General features: G+C 54.9%; 5 protein-coding genes. 3 read left to right on the top strand and 2 right to left on the bottom strand.

Going from position 1 to position 19198, the window contains the following annotated elements:
- Window positions 1-98: 98 nt before the first annotated feature.
- Window positions 99-1385: a 3-phosphoshikimate 1-carboxyvinyltransferase gene (gene aroA, locus SAQUA_RS14955; protein ID WP_380679965.1), complete on the top strand. Its 1287-nt coding sequence runs from the start codon at window positions 99-101 to the stop codon at window positions 1383-1385.
- A gap of 235 nt (window positions 1386-1620) precedes the next feature.
- Here aroA and SAQUA_RS14950 read toward each other — a convergent pair whose 3' ends face one another.
- Entirely contained in the window at window positions 1621-2448 is an 828-nt protein-coding gene (locus tag SAQUA_RS14950) for an alpha/beta hydrolase (RefSeq protein WP_380679962.1), read from the bottom strand.
- A gap of 310 nt (window positions 2449-2758) precedes the next feature.
- Entirely contained in the window at window positions 2759-15910 is a 13152-nt protein-coding gene (locus SAQUA_RS14945; RefSeq protein ID WP_404413033.1) for an Ig-like domain-containing protein, read from the bottom strand.
- 625 nt (window positions 15911-16535) lie between these two features.
- Between SAQUA_RS14945 and cmk the strand changes: the two genes are divergently transcribed.
- A complete protein-coding gene (gene cmk, locus SAQUA_RS14940; RefSeq protein ID WP_380676939.1) occupies window positions 16536-17225 on the top strand; it encodes a (d)CMP kinase in 690 nt (229 codons plus the stop codon).
- A gap of 285 nt (window positions 17226-17510) precedes the next feature.
- The gene (rpsA, locus tag SAQUA_RS14935) at window positions 17511-19187 is read left to right on the top strand and encodes a 30S ribosomal protein S1 (protein WP_380676941.1); all 1677 of its coding nucleotides are present in this window, start codon (window positions 17511-17513) and stop codon (window positions 19185-19187) included.
- The last annotated feature ends 11 nt before the right edge of the window (window positions 19188-19198 follow it).

The following is a 19198-nucleotide window of genomic DNA, read 5'->3' as shown; positions in this document are numbered from 1 at the left end:
GAAGACTCAAGATAGGGTTGTTGTCCTCTTGCACTAAAGCGGCCCTGGTGTGATACCGGGGCCGCTTCGTTTATCAGATTCTGGAGAGTTTTGTTCACATGTTGGATTCCCTGACGTTACAACCGGTCGCTTTGGTCAATGGCACCATCAACTTACCCGGCTCCAAGAGCGTATCTAATCGGGCTTTGTTGCTGGCTGCGCTGGCAAAGGGGACGACCCGGCTTACCAACCTGCTGGATAGCGACGATGTGCGTCATATGCTCAATGCATTACAGGCGCTAGGGGTGAATTATCAACTTTCCGCTGATCGAACTGTTTGCCTTGTGGAAGGTGTTGCTGGCCCGCTGCTAGCGAAACAGCCGCTGGAACTGTTCCTTGGCAATGCCGGTACCGCTATGCGTCCGCTGGCTGCAGCGCTGTGTCTGGGGGATGGTGACATCATTCTGACCGGTGAGCCGCGCATGAAAGAGCGCCCTATCGGCCATCTGGTTGATGCCTTGCGCCAGGGTGGAGCGCAAATTGATTATCTTGAGCAGACCGATTACCCGCCACTCCGCTTGCGAGGCGGTTTCCGTGGTGGTGAGGTTAGCGTTGATGGTAGCGTTTCCAGCCAGTTCCTGACTGCATTGCTGATGGCGGCACCGTTAGCGGCTCAAGACACGGCTATTCACATCAAAGGTGAACTGGTTTCCAAGCCTTACATTGATATCACGCTACATCTGATGAACACTTTTGGTGTTGAGGTAACACACGATAACTATCGCGTATTCCATATTCGTGGGCAGCAGACCTATCGTACGCCGGGTGAGTATCTGGTTGAAGGGGATGCTTCTTCTGCCTCTTATTTCCTGGCTGCTGCGGCCATCAAAGGTGGAACCGTTCGCGTGACCGGCATTGGTAAAAAAAGCGTGCAGGGTGATACCAAGTTTGCCGATGTGCTGGAAAAAATGGGCGCACGTATAACTTGGGGCGATGATTTTATAGAGTGCAGCCGTGGTGAGCTTAAAGGTATCGACATGGACATGAATCATATCCCAGACGCTGCCATGACTATAGCTACCACCGCACTGTTTGCTTCAGGTCCCACCACGATCCGCAATATCTACAACTGGCGGGTGAAAGAAACCGATCGTCTGGCAGCCATGGCGGCTGAGCTGCGTAAAGTAGGGGCGGAAGTGGATGAGGGGGAAGATTACATTCACGTTGTGCCGCCGAGCAAACTGCAGTTTGCAGAAATTGGCACTTATAACGACCACCGTATGGCGATGTGTTTCTCGCTGGTGGCACTTTCTGATACCCCGGTGACCATTCTTGATCCTAAGTGCACAGCCAAAACGTTTCCGGATTATTTCGAGCAATTGGCGCGCATCAGCCAATTGGCATGATCAATAGACTCTAAATAATTCGAGTTGCATGTAGGCGGCAAGACCGAGAGTCGCCAGGAGCATAGCCCACTATGTGACTGGTGCGAACGGACGCAGCCAACACCCATGCAGCTTGAAGTATGACGAGAATAATCCTTATTTAGCTGGGGCCTCGTGCGAGGCCTCTTGTTTATCCGCGCCATCTACGTGCTGCAATTCAGCTATACATTAATATAATGCCGCTTTCTTTATGGTTTTATCTTGCTAGTAGTTCCTTAAGGGATTTAACTAGAAAACCATCCGGATCTGTAAATTCATATAGCTGAGTGAAATGATCATGATTACCAACCTCCTGATATATGACATTACTCCCTATATCTTTGAGCTCGTGGTAAAGCTCTTTGGAGTGTCTAATCAATTCAGGAAGTTCTCCTCCGCCAACGTGAACCGCTATAGGTCCTCCCTTTATTAGTTTGTTGATCGGGCTGTATTTCTCAATCTCATTGTCACTTAGTGATAATTTATCGTTCAACCAACACAAGCTGATGGGCTGCAAATCAATAAGGGCACTTATCGGCATGGCATGTGAAATAAGAGGGTGATTACGATGGATGACCGTTAAGTGCCCTCCAGCAGAGTGACCGCCAAGACACACTTTTCCTCTGGTGATATTAAGTTCTACTGTATGCTGATTTAAATAATCCAGTAATAAACCAATCTCGTTGACGATTTGTGTCATGGATGCTTCAGGCGCTAGCGTATACTCGGCAAGAATAACGTTGATGCCGGCATTGAGAATTCCTTCTGCAATAAAAGCAAAGTCCTCTTTGTTACAGTTTTGCCAATAACCACCGTGAATGAAAATAAATGTCGGGCAATTTTTTTGACTGGCAGGGAAGTAATCAAAGGTGGTTCTTGGCGAAGAGTGGTAACACACATCTATTTGCGATTTTTTTTCTAAGTATAATTTTTTGCTGCTGAACTGAAATTCCTCTAACAGCTTGGTGAAATTTTCGACAGCTTTAGTGTTATTATACGCCGCATCTAATTGGCTACGCGTCATTCCTCTATAAATTTCTTTCATTTCATCCCTTAAATTCAAAGTCATACCTGGGTTTGAGAAAAGGTCATTTTCCCCATAACTCGCCAATCATAAAGAGTGTTTCACTTTACGCGTTATCCTATAAGTGCCTATGTTTTTAAATGTTCTAACTTTTTGTTTTTTATCAAAATTATCATGTTATTCATTGTGTTAAAAAGAAATGATAAAGCTGTCATTGAACAGATGCTCCTGAATTATTGTGGCGCAATATCATTCGGGCCTTGTGCCCCTAAAGCATTCAGTCTGGTTAGGCGGCTCCTCCATGAGCCTGGTCAATCCAGATAGCAGCACTTTAGTTATAGATAAACTGGATCCCTGAAATATAACCAGAGCCTACAGCGCCTGAGCCATAGATCAGTACGCCATAGATTTTATCGGTTACCGCTACTGTTGTTGCTGTTCCTGTAAGGTGTGCTACCGTTTTCGCCGTAGCTCCCTCTTGCCATTTCATTCCCTGTAACAACACGGTTCCACTAAGGGAACTGTAACCACTGTATCCAGTCACCTGAGTAATACTGCCTAGGTTCATCACTGCAGCTTCAGGGCCACCTCCTGTTCCCCCTGCCAATCTTGTTCCCGAAGTTGATAAGACGGAATCGATTACTACGCCACTATTAAATTTCAAGCTAGGGTACTGCTCTGCACTGACCACAGATTGGAATGCGGTCTGTGTGCCAATCACCGCACTGGTCTTCGCGACCACTACCGTGGCTTTTGCCGTGGCGGTCATCCCTCCGTAGGTCATGGTGATATTACTGGTTGCCCCCTCCTGTTTAGAGGAAATATTGCCTGAGCTATTAATACTGATTTGCGAATTACTGCTGCTCCAGGCACCCGTTTTGGTAATGTCGGCAGTAGTGCCGTTTGAGTAAACCGCTGCGGCGGTAATATTAGTACTGAAGTATTTCGTCAAAGAAATGTCTGCATTGCTTAAGGTAATACCGGTCATCACCGTCTGGAAGTTTGCGGAGACAGTGTTGGAAGTAGAGGTATTGACTTTGGCATTAAGAGTAACCGTTTCCTGGACTGCATTTACTAAGCCAATTACGGCTTGCCCATTGTTGTCGATTGACACGACATTGGTGCCGACAAATTTCGCGCTGCCGCTAGTACTAAAGGTGACATTCACTTTCCCTGCCTGATCTTTAATCACATTGCCATTCTTGTCCGTAACTGTTACCAGCAGACTATGGGTGGAAAGGGCTGTTGGCGTACTTCCGTCAGCGCTGGTGTTAATAGCCTGCCCGACGGTACTGAGTACCAGCCCATTGGTTGAATTCACCATTGCCGTGCTGATATCGGCAATAAAGTTCATTGTCACCTGACTGGTGTTACTACCCACCTTAGCTGAGACATTAACGCTACCTGCCTTGGTACTGGTGATTGGCAGAGTGGCGATACCGTTTTTATCGGTAGTGGCGGTGAAGGTGGTTTTGATGCCACCTGGGTCGGTCACCGTAAAGGTGACGTTGTAGTTAGGTAACAGATTTTTGTTGATATCCGTGACCAATAGCGTTGCGTTATTACTGGTGCTGCCATTTGCCACGGTATCACCAGCGTTGCTGGCGGACATTGCACCATTGGTGATGGTGGCGGTGGTTTTGTCGGCGATAAAGGACATCGTTACGCTACTGGTTTTGTCGTTGACGGTGGTTGAGACCTTAACGGAACCAGACTGAGTATTGGTGACTGGCAGGGTGGCGATGCCATCTTTATCGGTTTTCACCGTTTGGGTTGTGGTTGAGCCATCCGGTGCTGTGATGGTAAAGCTAACGTCATATCCTTCCAGCGGGTTGCCCTTGGCATCGGTCACTGGGAGCGACACGGTATTGCTGGTGCTGCCATTAGCCACGGTATCACCACTGTTAGTCGCTTTCAGTGCGTTATCAGTAATAGTCGCGGTGCTGCTGTCGGCCACAAAGCCCAGGTTCAAGGTCTGGGTTTTGCCCCCGACGTCGACAGCGACGTTCACGGTTCCGGCCTTGTCGCTGGTGACTGGCAGTGTGGCAATACCGTACTCGTCGGTGGTGGCGGTGACGGTGGTTTGATTCCCTCCGGCATCGGTGACGGTAAAGGTGACTTCATAATCCGGCAGCGGATTGCCGTTGGCGTCGGTGACCGGCAACGAGACGGTGTTGCTGGCGGTGCCGTTAGCCACGGTGTCCCCGCCGTTGCCGGCGGTGAGGGCATTATCCGCAATGGTCGCGGTACTGCTATCGGCGATAAAGCCCAGATCCAACGTATTGGTTTTGCCTCCGATTTCTACCGTGACGTTAACGGTGCCGGCCTTATCGCTGGTGATCGGCAGGGTAGCGATACCGTTCTCATCGGTGGTGGCGGTCACGGTGGTTTGATTCCCACCGGCATCGGTGACGGTAAAGGTCACCTCATAGTCCGGCAGTGGGTTGCCTTTGGCATCGGTGACCGGCAACGAGACGGTGTTGCTGGCGGTGCCGTTAGCCACGGTGTCCCCGCCGTTGCCGGCGGTGAGGGCATTATCGGCGATGGTGGCAGTGCTGCTGTCGGCCACAAAGTCGATCCCGACGCTGACATTTTTACCGCCGACGCTGGTTTCCACGGTGACGGTCCCAGCCTTATCGCTGGTGATCGGCAGGGTAGCGATACCGTTCTCGTCGGTGGTGGCGGTGACGGTGGTTTGATTCCCACCGGCATCGGTAACGGTAAAGGTGACTTCATAATCCGGCAACGGGTTGCCCTTGGCGTCGGTGACCGGCAACGAGACGGTGTTGCTGGCGGTGCCGTTAGCCACGGTGTCGCCGCCGTTGCTGGCGGTCAGGGTGTTATCAGCAATGGTCGCGGTGCTGCTGTCTGCGATGAAGCCCAGATCCAACGTATTGGTTTTGCCTCCGACTTCTACCGTGACGTTAACGGTGCCGGCCTTATCGCTGGTGATCTGCAGAGTGGCGATACCGTTCTCATCGGTGGTGGCGGTCACGGTGGTTTGATTCCCTCCGGCATCGGTGACGGTAAAGGTGACCTTATAGTCCGGCAGCGGGTTGCCCTTGGCGTCGGTGAGCGGCAGCGAAACGGTGTTGCTGGCGGTACCGTTGGCTAGGGTGTCACCGCCGTTGGATGCGGTGAGGGCATTATCGGCGATGGTGGCGGTGCTGTTGTCGGCCACAAAGTCGATCCCGACGCTGACATCTTTGCCGCCGACGCTGGTCTCAACCGTGACGGTGCCGGCCTTATCGCTGGTGATCGGCAGGGTGGCGATACCGTTCTCGTCAGTGGTGGCGGTAACGGTGGTTTGATTCCCACCGGCATCGGTGACGGTAAAGGTGACTTCATAGTCCGGCAACGGATTGCCCTTGGCATCGGTGACCGGCAGGGAGACGGTGTTGCTGGCATTACCGTTAGCCACCGTGTCGCCGCCGTTGGATGCGGTGAGGGCATTATCGGCGATGGTCGCGGTGCTGCTGTCGGCCACAAAGTCGATCCCGACGCTGACATCTTTGCCGCCAACGCTGGTTTCCACGGTGACGGTACCCGCTTTGTCGCTGGTGATCGGCAGGGTGGCGATACCGTTCTCGTCAGTGGTGGCGGTGACGGTAGTTTGATTCCCTCCGGCATCGGTAACGGTAAAGGTGACTTCATAATCCGGCAGCGGGTTGCCTTTGGCATCGGTAACCGGCAACGAGACGGTGTTGCTGGTTGTGCCATTAGCCAGGGTATCGCCGCCGTTGCCGGCGGTGAGGGCATTATCCGCAATGGTGGCGGTGCTGCTGTCGGCGATGAAGCCCAGATCCAACGTATTGGTTTTTCCTCCGACTTCTACCGTGACGTTAACGGTCCCGGCCTTATCGCTGGTGACCGGCAGGGTAGCAATACCGTTCTCGTCGGTGGTGGCGGTAACGGTGGTTTGATTCCCACCGGCATCGGTGACGGTAAAGGTGACTTCATAGTCCGGCAGCGGGTTGCCGTTGGCATCGGTGACCGGCAACGAGACGGTGTTGCTGGCGGTGCCGTTAGCCACGGTGTCGCCGCCGTTGGTTGCGCTGAGCGCGTTATCGGCAATGGTCGCGGTGCTGCTGTCGGCCACAAAGTCGATCCCGACGCTGACATCTTTGCCGCCGATGCTGGTTTCCACGGTGACGGTACCCGCCTTATCGCTGGTGACCGGCAGGGTAGCGATACCGTTCTCGTCGGTGGTGGCGGTGACGGTGGTTTGATTCCCACCGGCATCGGTGACGGTAAAGGTGACTTCATAGTCTGGCAGCGGGTTGCCCTTGGCGTCGGTGACCGGCAGGGAGACGGTGTTGCTGGCATTACCGTTAGCCACCGTGTCGCCGCCGTTGCTGGCGGTGAGGGCATTATCGGCGATGGTCGCGGTGCTGCTGTCGGCCACAAAGTCGATCCCGACGCTGACATCTTTGCCGCCGACGCTGGTTTCCACGGTGACGGTGCCGGCTTTGTCGCTGGTGATCGGCAGGGTGGCGATACCGTTCTCATCGGTGGTGGCGGTAACGGTGGTTTGATTCCCTCCGGCATCGGTGACGGTAAAGGTGACTTCATAATCCGGCAGCGGGTTGCCTTTGGCATCGGTAACCGGCAACGAGACGGTGTTGCTGGTTGTGCCATTAGCCAGGGTATCGCCGCCGTTGCTGGCGGTCAGGGCATTATCCGCAATGGTGGCGGTGCTGCTGTCGGCCACAAAGTCGATACCGACGCTGACATCCTTGCCGCCGACGCTGGTTTCCACGGTGACGGTACCGGCCTTATCGCTGGTGATCGGCAGGGTAGCGATACCGTTTTCATCAGTGGTGGCGGTAACGGTGGTTTGATTCCCTCCGGCATCGGTGACGGTAAAGGTCACCTCATAATCCGGCAGTGGGTTGCCTTTGGCATCGGTGACCGGCAACGAGACGGTATTGCTGGCGGTGCCGTTAGCCAGGGTGTTGCCGCCGTTGCTGGCGGTCAGGGCATTATCCGCAATGGTCGCGGTACTGCTATCGGCGATAAAGCCCAGATCCAACGTATTGGTTTTGCCTCCGATTTCTACCGTGACGTTAACGGTGCCGGCCTTATCGCTGGTGACCGGCAGGGTAGCAATACCGTTCTCGTCAGTGGTGGCGGTGACGGTGGTTTGATTCCCACCGGCATCGGTGACGGTAAAGGTGACTTCATAATCCGGCAGTGGGTTGCCGTTGGCATCGGTGACCGGCAACGAGACGGTGTTGGTATCGGTGCCATTAGCCACCGTACCGGCGGGGTTAGTCGCTTTCAGGGCATTGTCGGCGATGGTCGCGGTGCTGCTGTCGGCCACAAAGTCGAGGCTGACGCTGGCATCTTTACCGCCAACGCTGGTTTCCACGGTGACGGTGCCCGCCTTATCGCTGGTGATCGGCAGAGTAGCAATACCGTTCTCGTCGGTGGTGGCTGTCACGGTGGTTTGATGACCGTCCGGATCGGTGACGGTAAAGGTGATTTCATAATCCGGCAATGGGTTGCCGTTATCATCGGTGACCGGTAACGAGACGGTATTGCTGGCGGTACCGTTGGCCAGGGTGTCGCCGCCGTTTCCGGCGGTGAGGGCATTATCGGCGATGGTGGCAGTGCTGTTGTCGGCCACGAAGTCGAGGCTAATGCTGGCCTCCTTGCCACCGACGGTCGTTTCCACGGTGACGGTGCCGGCCTTATCGCTGGTGACCGGCAGGGTGGCAATACCGTTCTCATCGGTGGTGGCGGTGACGGTGGTTTGATTTCCATCCGGGTCGGTGACGGTAAAGGTGACTTCATAGTCCGGCAGCGGATTGCCCTTGGCATCGGTGACCGGCAGGGAGACGGTGTTGCTGGCATTACCGTTAGCCAGGGTGTCGCCGCCGTTGCCGGCGGTCAGGGCATTATCGGCGATGGTCGCGGTGCTGCTGTCGGCGATGAAGCCCAGATCCAAGGTATTGGTTTTGCCTCCAACCTCCACCGCAACGTTAACGGTGCCTGCCTTATCGCTGGTGACCGGCAGGGTGGCAATACCGTTCTCATCGGTGGTGGCGGTGACGGTGGTTTGATTCCCACCGGCATCGGTGACGGTAAAGGTGACTTCATAGTCCGGCAGCGGGTTGCCGTTGGCATCGGTGACCGGCAACGAGACGGTGTTGGTATCGGTGCCATTAGCCACCGTACCGGCGGGGTTAGTCGCTTTCAGGGCATTGTCGGCGATGGTCGCGGTGCTGCTGTCGGCCACAAAGTCGAGGCTGACGCTGGCATCTTTGCCGCCAACGCTGGTTTCCACGGTGACGGTGCCCGCCTTATCGCTGGTGACCGGCAGGGTAGCAATACCGTTCTCGTCGGTGGTGGCGGTGACGGTGGTTTGATTCCCTCCGGCATCGGTGACGGTAAAGGTGACTTCATAATCCGGCAGCGGGTTGCCGTTGGCATCGGTGACCGGCAACGAAACGGTGTTGCTGGTTGTGCCATTAGCCAGGGTGTCGCCGCCGTTGGTTGCGGTCAGGGCATTATCCGCAATGGTCGCGGTACTGCTATCGGCGATAAAGCCCAGATCCAACGTATTGGTTTTGCCTCCGATTTCTACCGTGACGTTAACGGTGCCGGCCTTATCACTGGTGATCGGCAGGGTAGCAATGCCATCCTTGTCGGTTTTTGCTGTGACGGTGGTTTTATTCCCACCGGCATCGGTGACGGTAAAGGTGACGTCATAATCCGGCAGCGGGTTGCCGTTGGCATCGGTGACCGGCAACGAGACGGTGTTGGTATCGGTGCCATTAGCCACCGTACCGGCGGGGTTAGTCGCTTTCAGGGCATTGTCGGCGATGGTCGCGGTGCTGCTGTCGGCCACAAAGTCGAGGCTGACGCTGGCATCTTTACCGCCAACGCTGGTTTCCACGGTGACGGTGCCCGCCTTATCACTGGTGATCGGCAGGGTAGCAATGCCATCCTTGTCGGTTTTTGCTGTGAACGTGGTTTTATCGCCAGCGGCATCGATGACGCTAAAGGTGACGTCATAACCCGGCAGCGGGTTGCCGTTGGCGTCGGTGACCGGCAACGAGACGGTGTTGGACGTGGTGCCATCGGCCACGGTGTTGCCGCTGTTGCTGGCGGTCAGCGCATTATCAGCGAGGGTGGCAGTGCTGCCGTCGGCCACAAAGCCGAGGCTGATGCTGGCCTCCTTGCCGCCGACGCTGGTTTCCACGATGACGGCCCCTGCCTTGTCACTGGTGATCGGCAGGGTGGCGAGTCCGTCCTTGTCGGTAGTGGCGGTGACGGTGGTTTTATTACCGGCAGTGTCGGTGACGGTAAAGGTGACCTCATAATCCGGCAGTGGATTACCGTGGGTATCGGTGACCGGCAACGAAACGGTGTTGCTGGCGGTGCCGTTAGCCAGAGTGTCGCCGCCGTTGCTGGCGGTGAGGGCATTATCGGCAATGGTGGCGGTGCCGCTGTCGGCCACGAAGCCCAGATATACGGCAGCGGTCTTGTTGCCTATCTCCACAGAAACAGAGACGGTTCCGGCTTTGTTGCTGGTCACTGGCAGACTGGCGATACCGTCGTTATCTGTTTTTATCGTGGTGGTGGTTTGTTGACCAGTGGTGTCGGTAACGGTAAAGGTGACCTCATAGCCTGGCAACGGGTTGCCGTTGGCGTCGGTGACCGGCAACGAGACGGTGTTGGACGTGGTGCCATCGGCCACGGTGTCGCCGTTGTTGCTGGCGGTCAGCGCATTGTCAGCGAGGGTGGCGGTGCTGCTGTCAGCCACGAAACCGAGGCTGATGCTGGCCTCCTTGCCGCCGACGCTGGTCTCCACGGTGACGGTGCCCGCCTTATCGCTGGTGACCGGCAGGGTGGCAATACCGTTCTCGTCGGTGGTGGCGGTCACGGTGGTTTGATCCCCATCGGCATCGGTGACGGTAAAGGTGACCGGATAATCCGGCAGCGGATTGCCGTTGGCATCGGTGACCGGCAGCGAGACGGTATTGCTGGCGGTACCGTTAGCCAGAGTGTCGCCGCCATTGCTGGCGGTCAGGGCATTATCGGCAAGGGTCGCGGTGCTGCTGTCGGCTACAAAGCCGAGGCTGACGCTGGCCTCTTTGCCGCCGACGCTGGTTTCCACGGTGACGGTGCCGGCTTTATCGCTGGTGACCGGCAGGGTGGCAATACCGTTCTCGTCGGTGGTGGCGGTGACGGTGGTTTGATCCCCATCGGGATCGGTGACGGTAAAGGTGACTTCATAGTCCGGCAGCGGGTTGCCCTTGGCGTCGGTGACCGGTAACGAAACGGTGTTGCTGGCATTACCGTTAGCCAGAGTGTCGCCGCCGTTGCTGGCGGTCAGGGCATTATCGGCGAGGGTGGCGGTGCTGCTGTCGGCCACAAAGCCGAGGCTGACGCTGGCCTCTTTGCCGCCGACGCTGGTTTCCACGGTGACGGTGCCGGCTTTATCACTGGTGACCGGCAGAGTGGCAATACCGTTTTTATCGGTGGTGGCGGTGACGGTGGTTTGATCCCCATCCGGGTCGGTGACGGTAAAGGTGACCGCATAATCCGGCAGTGGGTTGCCCTTGGCGTCGGTGACCGGCAACGAGACGGTGTTGGACGTGGTGCCATCGGCCACGGTGTCACCGCCGTTGTTGGCAGTCAGGGCATTATCGGCGATAGTGGCGGTGCTGCTGTCGGCAACGAAGCCGAGGCTGACGCTGGCCTCCTTGCCGCCGACGGTGGTTTCCACGGTGACGGTGCCGGCTTTATCACTGGTGACCGGCATGGTGGCGATACCGTTTTTATCAGTGGTGGCGGTGACGGTAGTTTTATTGCCGGTGGTATCGGTGACGGTAAAGGTCACCTCATAATCCGGCAGCGGATTGCCGTTGGCGTCGGTGACCGGCAACGAGACGGTATTGCTGGTTGTGCCGTTAGCCACCGTGTCGCCGCTGTTACCGGCGGTCAGTGCGTTATCGGCAAGGGTCGCGGTGCTGCTGTCGGCCACAAAATCGATGCCGACGCTGACCTCTTTGCCGCCGACGGTCGTTTCCACGGTGACGGTACCGGCTTTATCACTGGTGACCGGCAGGCTGGCGATGCCGTTTTTATCGGTGATGGCGGTGACGGTGGTTTGATTACCGTCCGTGTCGGTGACGGTAAAGGTGATCTCATAGTCTGGCAGCGGATTGCCGTGGGCATCTGTGACCGGCAGCGAGACGGTATTGGCGGTAGACCCATCGGCGACGGTTGTATCACCGTTGTCAGCTTTTAGCGCGTTATCGACAATCGTCGCGGTGTGGCTGTCGGCGACAAAACCGAGGCTGATGCTGGCATTTTTGCCCCCAACGCGGGTTTCCACGGTGACGGTGCCGGCTTTATCACTGGTGACCGGCAGAGTGGCAATGCCGTCTTTATCCGTTTTGGCGGTGACAGTGGTTTTATTGCCGGCCGTGTCAGTGACAGTAAAGGTCACATCATAACCTGGCAGCGGATTGCCCTTGGCATCGCTGACCGGCAGGTAAAGGGTATTGCGGGTGCTTCCATCGGCCACGGTGTTACCGCTGTTGCTGGCGGTCAGCGCATTATCGGCAATCCGCGCAGTACTGCTGTCGGCCACAAAGCCGAGGCTGACGCTGGCCTCCTTGCCGCCGACGTTGGTTTCCACGGTGACGGTGCCGGCTTTATCACTGGTGATCGGCAGGCTGGCAATGCCGTTTTTATCGGTGGTGGCGGTAACGGTGGTTTTATTCCCGGCCGTATCGGTGACGGTAAAGGTGACCGCGTGATCCGGCAGTGGATTGCCGTTGGCATCGGTGACCGGCAGCGAGACGGTATTGCTGGCGATATTATTGGCTACGGTATTGCCGCTATTGCTGGCGGTCAGGGCATTATCGGCAATCGTGGCGGTGCGGCTGTCGGCCACAAAGTCGACGCCGACGCTGATGTTTTTACCGCCGACGCTGGTACCGACCAACACAGTACCCGCCTTGTCACTGGTGACCGGCAGGGTGGCGATACCGTCCTTATCGGTGGTGGCGGTGACGGTGGTTTTATTGCCGGCCGTATCGGTGACGGTAAAGGTGACCGCATAGTCCGGCAGCGGGTTGCCGTTGGCATCGGTAACCGGCAGGGAAACGGTGTTACGGGTGGTGCCATCGGCGACGGTAACGCCGCTGTTAGCCGTGAGGGCGTTATCGGCAATGGTCGCGGTGCGGCTGTCGGCGACAAAGCCCAGATCCAGAGTGGCACTCTTGCCGCCAACGTTTGCCGAGACGTTCACCGAGCCTGCCTTGTCACTGGTGACCGGCAGGGTGGCGATGCCGTCTTTATCGGTGGTGGCGGTGACGGTGGTTTTATTACCGGCCGTGTCGGTGACGGTAAAGGTGACCGCATAGTCCGGCAGTGGGTTGCCGTTGGCATCGGTAACCGGCAGCGAGACGATACTGGCAGTAGTGCCATCGGCGACGGTCAGGCCACTGCCAGCAACAAGGGCGTTACCGGCAATCGTCGCGGTACGGCTGTCGGCCACGAAATTAAGATCCCGCGTATTAGTTTTACCGCCAACGTCCACCGCAACATTAACTGTGCCAGCCTTGTCACTGGTGACCGGCAGGGTGGCAATACCGTCCTTGTCAGTTTTGGTGGTGACGGTGGTTTTATTGCCGGCGGTATCGGTGATGGTAAAGGTGACCTCGTAATCCGGCAGCGGGTTGCCGTTGGCATCGATGACCGGTAGCGAGATAGTGTTGGCGGTAGTGCCATCAGCCACAGTAACGTCGCTGCTGGCGTTGAGGGTGTTATCGATAATCGTCGCTGTGCGGCTGTCGGCAATGAAATCGAGGCTGATGCTGGCATTTTTACCGCCGATGCTGGTCTCAACGGTGACAGTACCCGCTTTGTTACTGGTGACCGGCAGGGTGGCGATGCCGTCCTTGTTAGTGGTGGCGGTGACGGTAGTTTTATTGCCGGCGGTGTCAGTGACAGTAAAGGTGACCGCGTAATCCAATAGCGGGTTGCCTTTTACATCGGTGACCGGCAGCGAGACGGTATTACTGGTGGTGCCATCGGCGATGGTGTCGCCGCTGTGGCTGGCGGTCAGCGCATTATCGGCAATCGTGGCGTTGCTGCTGTCGGCGACAAAGTCGAGACTGATGCTGGCATTTTTACCCCCGACGCTGGCCTCGACGGTGACGGTGCCTGCTCTGTCACTGGTCACAGGCAGGATGGCGACGCCGTTGGCATCGGTCTTGACGTTTACCGAGGTTTTATTGCCCGCAGTATCGGTGACGGTAAAGCTGACCTCATAATCCGCCAACGGGTTGCCGTGGGCATCGGTGACCGGTAGCGAAACCGTATTCGGGGTAATGCCATCGGCGACAGTGGGCCCCAATTTTGACATGTTGCTGGCAATAAGCCCTTTACCGGCGATGGTCGCGGTGTTGCTGTCGGCAACGAAGTCGAGACTGACGCTGGCATTTTTACCGCCAACTTCTGCAGATACTATAATCTTACCTGCCTTGTCACTGGTGACTGGCAGGGTAGCCATGCCGTCCTTATCCGTCTTGACGCTGACGGTGGTGGTATTGCCTGCGGTGTCAGTGACGGTAAAGGTGACCCCATAGTCCGGCAAGGGATTACCGTTGGCATCGACGACCGGCAGGGAAACGCTATTGGCGGTGGTGCCGTCGGCCACGGTGCTGCCGCTGTTACCCACGGTGAGGGCATTGTCGCCGATGGTGGCGGTCGATGAGGCAGGGAGCAGGGTCACTTTGGCATTGGTGTTGGCCAGGGGCGTGCCTTCCATCATCGCCGTAATGTTAACGACACCTTCCTGGTTACCGGCCGTCAGTGTGGCGAGGTAGGTCCCGGGTTTTTGTGGCGATTCGGTAACGCTGCTTATCGTATGCATTTGCGCACTCGGCTTGCTTGCCGCGCTCTCGGGTTCACTCAGCTTGCTCTTCTTGCCGATACGCGCGTTAGCCGGTGGCTGCGGTTGAAACTCGCTCATCAATTGGACGTATTGTGCGATGCCGGAAAGGGGTTGCTGAGCCGCATCGGTCAAGGCCAGTTCGATGGTGCTGCTCGATTGGCTGTCTGCCAGCAGCGTGTCCTGGCTCGACCTGAGGGTGGCCTGCAGACCCTCAACACCGTATCCGGTCACCATGATCTGCGTCTGTGCCGCCTGGGATTGATTACCGGCGTTATCGTAGACCACCAGACTGAGCGGGTAGCCGTTGTTACCCCCGGGCACATACGCGGGCAGCGTGACCTGCCAGTTAGCGCCACTGCCGATAATCTTGCCGCCAGCGGCGGTCAACAGGCTGTCATCCCACGCGTAGCGTGCCACCCCGTTTTTACTGGTGGTTTTAACCTCTAAGGCGAGCGTTTGCCCGGTATTTCCCTGTAGCGTTGGCGGCAGGGAGACGCTGAGTTGTGCCTGTTCCTCATACTGCAGGATGATTTCATTATTGCGATTGACCAGCTCATAGCGGCTGCCTTCCAGGCTGCGTTTGGCCGCCACGCTCGAGGCCTGTGTCTGTTTTGACAGCGACGTCCCAAAGGCATAGTTAAACGCGAGATTGAAGTGGGTATCCTGCAGGCCTTCAGTCCCTTGCTTATGGTCAACGCCGAAGGTAATCAAGGGGATCGGTGTGTAATTAACGCCAAAGGTAATGGCACGCGGATTGGACTGGAGCTTGTCTTTGCCGAACAGCCCCACTTTATCGCCGAAATATTGCTCATAGTTTACCTTACCGCCCAATTGCGGCAGCGAAGGCAGATAGCCCTCAGCACGCACATCAAAACCGCTGGCGACTTTTTCATTGTATCCGGCCAGGTTTTCCGAGTCTTTCCACCCGTCCAGAGCCAGGTAGGTATTGGTTGAGAGCCGCAGGTTGTCGCGCATGTATTCGGCACCCAGCCCACCCCGTGAGTGATGCCCCTGAATATCGCGATCAAGAAACAGGTTGTAGCCTAACATCTGGTCCGCAAGAAAATGGCGTTTCCCAAAACCCAGGTTTAGCGTGAGGTCGCCATCAGTATTGCTTGAGTGGACCCCCAATTGGCTGAAGGTCAGGGCGCTCGGCGTGTCCTCGATGGAAAAAAGGGCATCCACCTCGCTGCCTTTGAGCGTCATGTCATCGTCAAGGTCCAATTGGACCCTGGCACTGCCGAACTGGTTTAGCCATTGTTCGACGGCTTCATTGCCCTTGCTGGTTGCAACACCACGGGCAAGGGATTCGGCCGACTGCGTCGCATCGTTGCTGGAAAGGACATTTGCCAGTCGGGTGGCGGCCGTTGCCGTTGCCTGCTCTTCTCGCGTCGACGCGCGCTTTTTGGTTGACGTTTCTGCCATAACAGCTGGGGTGAAGGCGACACCCAGCGGGAACAGTGCCTGTGTGACAATATTGGCCCAGGCTAATGAGACGGATAAGTTTGATTTTCTGAATATTTTTTTGAAGGGCTTTGATTTTGAAAGGCGACGTTTCTTCATGTTTATTGCCCCATTCTAGTTTATGGCACAGTAGTTCATGTTCCGTATTAAACGGTTTACAGAGGTACAACAGGTTGTTGAACATAAAATCAATTACTGAAACGCAACTTTAAAGACACTTTATTGAATATAGACTGAAGAGGTTTTAAATAGTGTAGTCCTGAATATTTTACGCTGCAGATATGCTGGCAGTGCTTGCTTATCTTAATTGTAGAGGTAGATAAATGAATTTTTATTATTTTTTAAATTTCAATTAGTTAGTCTTTGTATGGGGGTGTTGAGTTAGTTAAGTGAATGAATGCAAAAAATTATCCCTACAAAATGTCAAGATGTAGTCTTCATTAGTTGAACGTAATCGCTAATTTCGGTTGGTTATAAATGAGTCTGCTATTTCCTGCATCACGTACTTTTCAGGGGCACGATTCATTGAAAAATGTTCAGCCTTTTGGCACTTCCTCCCATTCCCCTATATTTTCCAGGCATCAATGGCCTTATTTTCAACAACTAGACAGTTCTGGGGTAACAGTAAATCTTTCAGGCGCGTATAATGCACCACCGAATCGGCTCCGACTGGGGCAGAGAGTAGGTGTATACCTGCTAGGTTTTCTACCTGAAGGAGTGATAAATGACGGCTACAGCCCCGGTAATAACCGTTGATGGACCAAGTGGTGCGGGTAAAGGCACGCTTTGCAAAGCGCTAGCTGAGTCCCTTGGTTGGCGTTTGCTGGACTCTGGTGCGATTTATCGTGTGCTAGCTCTTGCAGCATTGCATCATCAAGTGGATATCGCCTCTGAAGAGGCGCTTGTCCCCTTGGCCGCACACCTCGACGTCCGCTTTGTTGCGCATGACGGCAAGCTGCAGGTGATTTTGGAAGGTGAGGACGTCAGTAATGAGATCCGCACTGAAACCGTCGGCAATACCGCTTCGCTTGCTGCCGCATTGCCCAGGGTTCGTGAGGCGTTGTTGCGCCGACAACGTGCTTTTCGTGAATTGCCTGGGTTGATTGCAGATGGCCGCGATATGGGAACAGTAGTGTTTCCGGATGCACCGGTTAAAATTTTCCTTGATGCCAGTTCGGAAGAACGGGCGCATCGTCGCATGCTACAGTTGCAGGAAAAGGGCTTTGATGTTAACTTTGAACGTCTTTTAGCCGAGATAAAGGAACGGGATAACCGTGACCGTAATCGGGCTATAGCACCTCTAGTTCCGGCTTCTGATGCTCTTGTGCTTGACTCAACCAGCATGTCGATCGAAGAAGTGATCCAGAGGGCGTTGGCATATGCACATGAAGTTCTCGCGTTGCCGCAGCAATAAGCGCGGTGGCGTAATTTCTTTTTGTCATTGTATTGCATAGCAGAATCGTAATATATCGGGTAAAATTTTACCCTCCTAATCTATGTACCCTATGAATTTCAAGTTATAGGCGTGTATACACAGGCGCTTACCCAGGTCAGCGAATGCGAGTATCTACACTGTAGTTTGAAAAACAACGGACATAACCCCTTGTCGGCATGGAGCCAATGGCAGGGGATGTATAACAACCCCATTCGGCGGGATGCTAAATGGACGTTAAACTAAAGAACCCTGAAGATTAACAACATGACTGAATCTTTCGCTCAACTCTTTGAAGAATCCCTGAAAACAATCGAAACCCGTCCGGGTTCCATCGTTCGTGGCGTAGTTGTTGCTATCGATAAAGATGTCGTACTGGTTGATGCCGGTCTGAAATCTGAATCTGCCATCCCGGCTGAGCAATTCAAAAACGCACAGGGCGAGCTGGAAATCGAGGTTGGTGACGAAGTTGACGTTGCGCTGGACGCTGTTGAAGATGGCTTCGGTGAAACTCTGCTGTCCCGTGAAAAAGCTAAGCGTCACGAAGCTTGGATCACGCTGGAAAAAGCTTACGAAGAAGCTGAAACTGTCGTCGGTATTATCAACGGCAAAGTTAAGGGTGGCTTCACTGTAGAGCTGAACGGTATTCGTGCGTTCCTGCCAGGTTCCCTGGTTGACGTGCGTCCGGTTCGCGACACTCTGCACCTGGAAGGCAAAGAGCTTGAGTTTAAAGTCATCAAGCTGGACCAGAAGCGCAACAACGTTGTAGTTTCTCGTCGTGCAGTAATCGAATCCGAGAACAGCGCAGAGCGCGATCAACTGCTGGAAAACCTGCAGGAAGGCATGGAAGTCAAAGGTATCGTCAAGAACCTCACTGACTACGGTGCATTCGTTGATCTGGGCGGTGTTGACGGCCTGCTGCACATCACTGACATGGCTTGGAAACGTGTTAAACATCCAAGCGAAATCGTCAACGTTGGTGATGAAATCACTGTTAAAGTGCTGAAGTTCGACCGCGAACGTACTCGTGTATCTCTGGGCCTGAAGCAACTGGGCGAAGATCCATGGGTTGCTATCGCTAAGCGTTACCCAGAAGGCACCCGACTGACTGGTCGTGTTACCAACCTGACTGATTACGGTTGCTTCGTTGAAATCGAAGAAGGCGTAGAAGGTCTGGTACACGTTTCTGAAATGGATTGGACCAACAAAAACATCCATCCGTCCAAAGTTGTTAACGTGGGCGATGTAGTGGAAGTTATGGTTCTGGACATCGACGAAGAGCGTCGCCGTATCTCCCTGGGCCTGAAGCAGTGCAAAAACAACCCATGGCAGCAGTTCGCGGAAACCCACAACAAGGGCGACCGTGTTGAAGGTAAAATCAAGTCTATCACTGACTTCGGTATCTTCATCGGCCTGGATGGCGGCATCGACGGCCTGGTTCACCTGTCTGACATCTCCTGGAACGTTGCAGGCGAAGAAGCAGTACGTGAATACAAAAAAGGCGACGAAATCGCAGCGGTTGTTCTGCAGGTTGACGCAGAGCGCGAGCGTATCTCTCTGGGCGTGAAGCAACTGGCTGAAGATCCGTTCAATAACTACCTGTCCATGAACAAGAAAGGTACTATTGTTACTGGTAAAGTCACAGCAGTAGACGCCAAAGGTGCTACAGTTGAATTAGCAGGCGGTGTAGAAGGTTACCTGCGTGCATCTGAAGCCTCTCGCGACCGCATTGAAGACGCAACTCTGGTTCTGAATGTTGGTGATGAAGTTGAAGCTAAATTCACTGGCGTTGATCGTAAGAACCGTGTTGTAAGCCTGTCTGTACGTGCTAAGGACGAAGCTGACGAGAAAGACGCAATCGCTACTGTTAACAACAGCAAACAGGAAGAAAGCAATTTCTCTAGCGCTATGGCTGAAGCTTTCAAAGCGGCTAAAGGCGAGTAATGACGGGGGGC

The organism is Serratia aquatilis (genome assembly GCF_044865145.1).
Taxonomy (GTDB): domain Bacteria; phylum Pseudomonadota; class Gammaproteobacteria; order Enterobacterales; family Enterobacteriaceae; genus Chania; species Chania aquatilis.
The sequence above is the reverse complement of the archived record's forward strand: the minus strand, read 5'-3'. Positions and strand labels throughout refer to the sequence as shown.

Coding starts and splice junctions, on each gene's coding strand:
- SAQUA_RS14945 (WP_404413033.1), bottom strand. CDS start 15,910: ATGAAGAAACGTCGCCTTTCAAAATCAAAGCCCTTCAAAAAAATATTC.
- SAQUA_RS14950 (WP_380679962.1), bottom strand. CDS start 2,448: ATGAAAGAAATTTATAGAGGAATGACGCGTAGCCAATTAGATGCGGCG.
- rpsA (WP_380676941.1), top strand. CDS start 17,511: ATGACTGAATCTTTCGCTCAACTCTTTGAAGAATCCCTGAAAACAATC.
- cmk (WP_380676939.1), top strand. CDS start 16,536: ATGACGGCTACAGCCCCGGTAATAACCGTTGATGGACCAAGTGGTGCG.
- aroA (WP_380679965.1), top strand. CDS start 99: ATGTTGGATTCCCTGACGTTACAACCGGTCGCTTTGGTCAATGGCACC.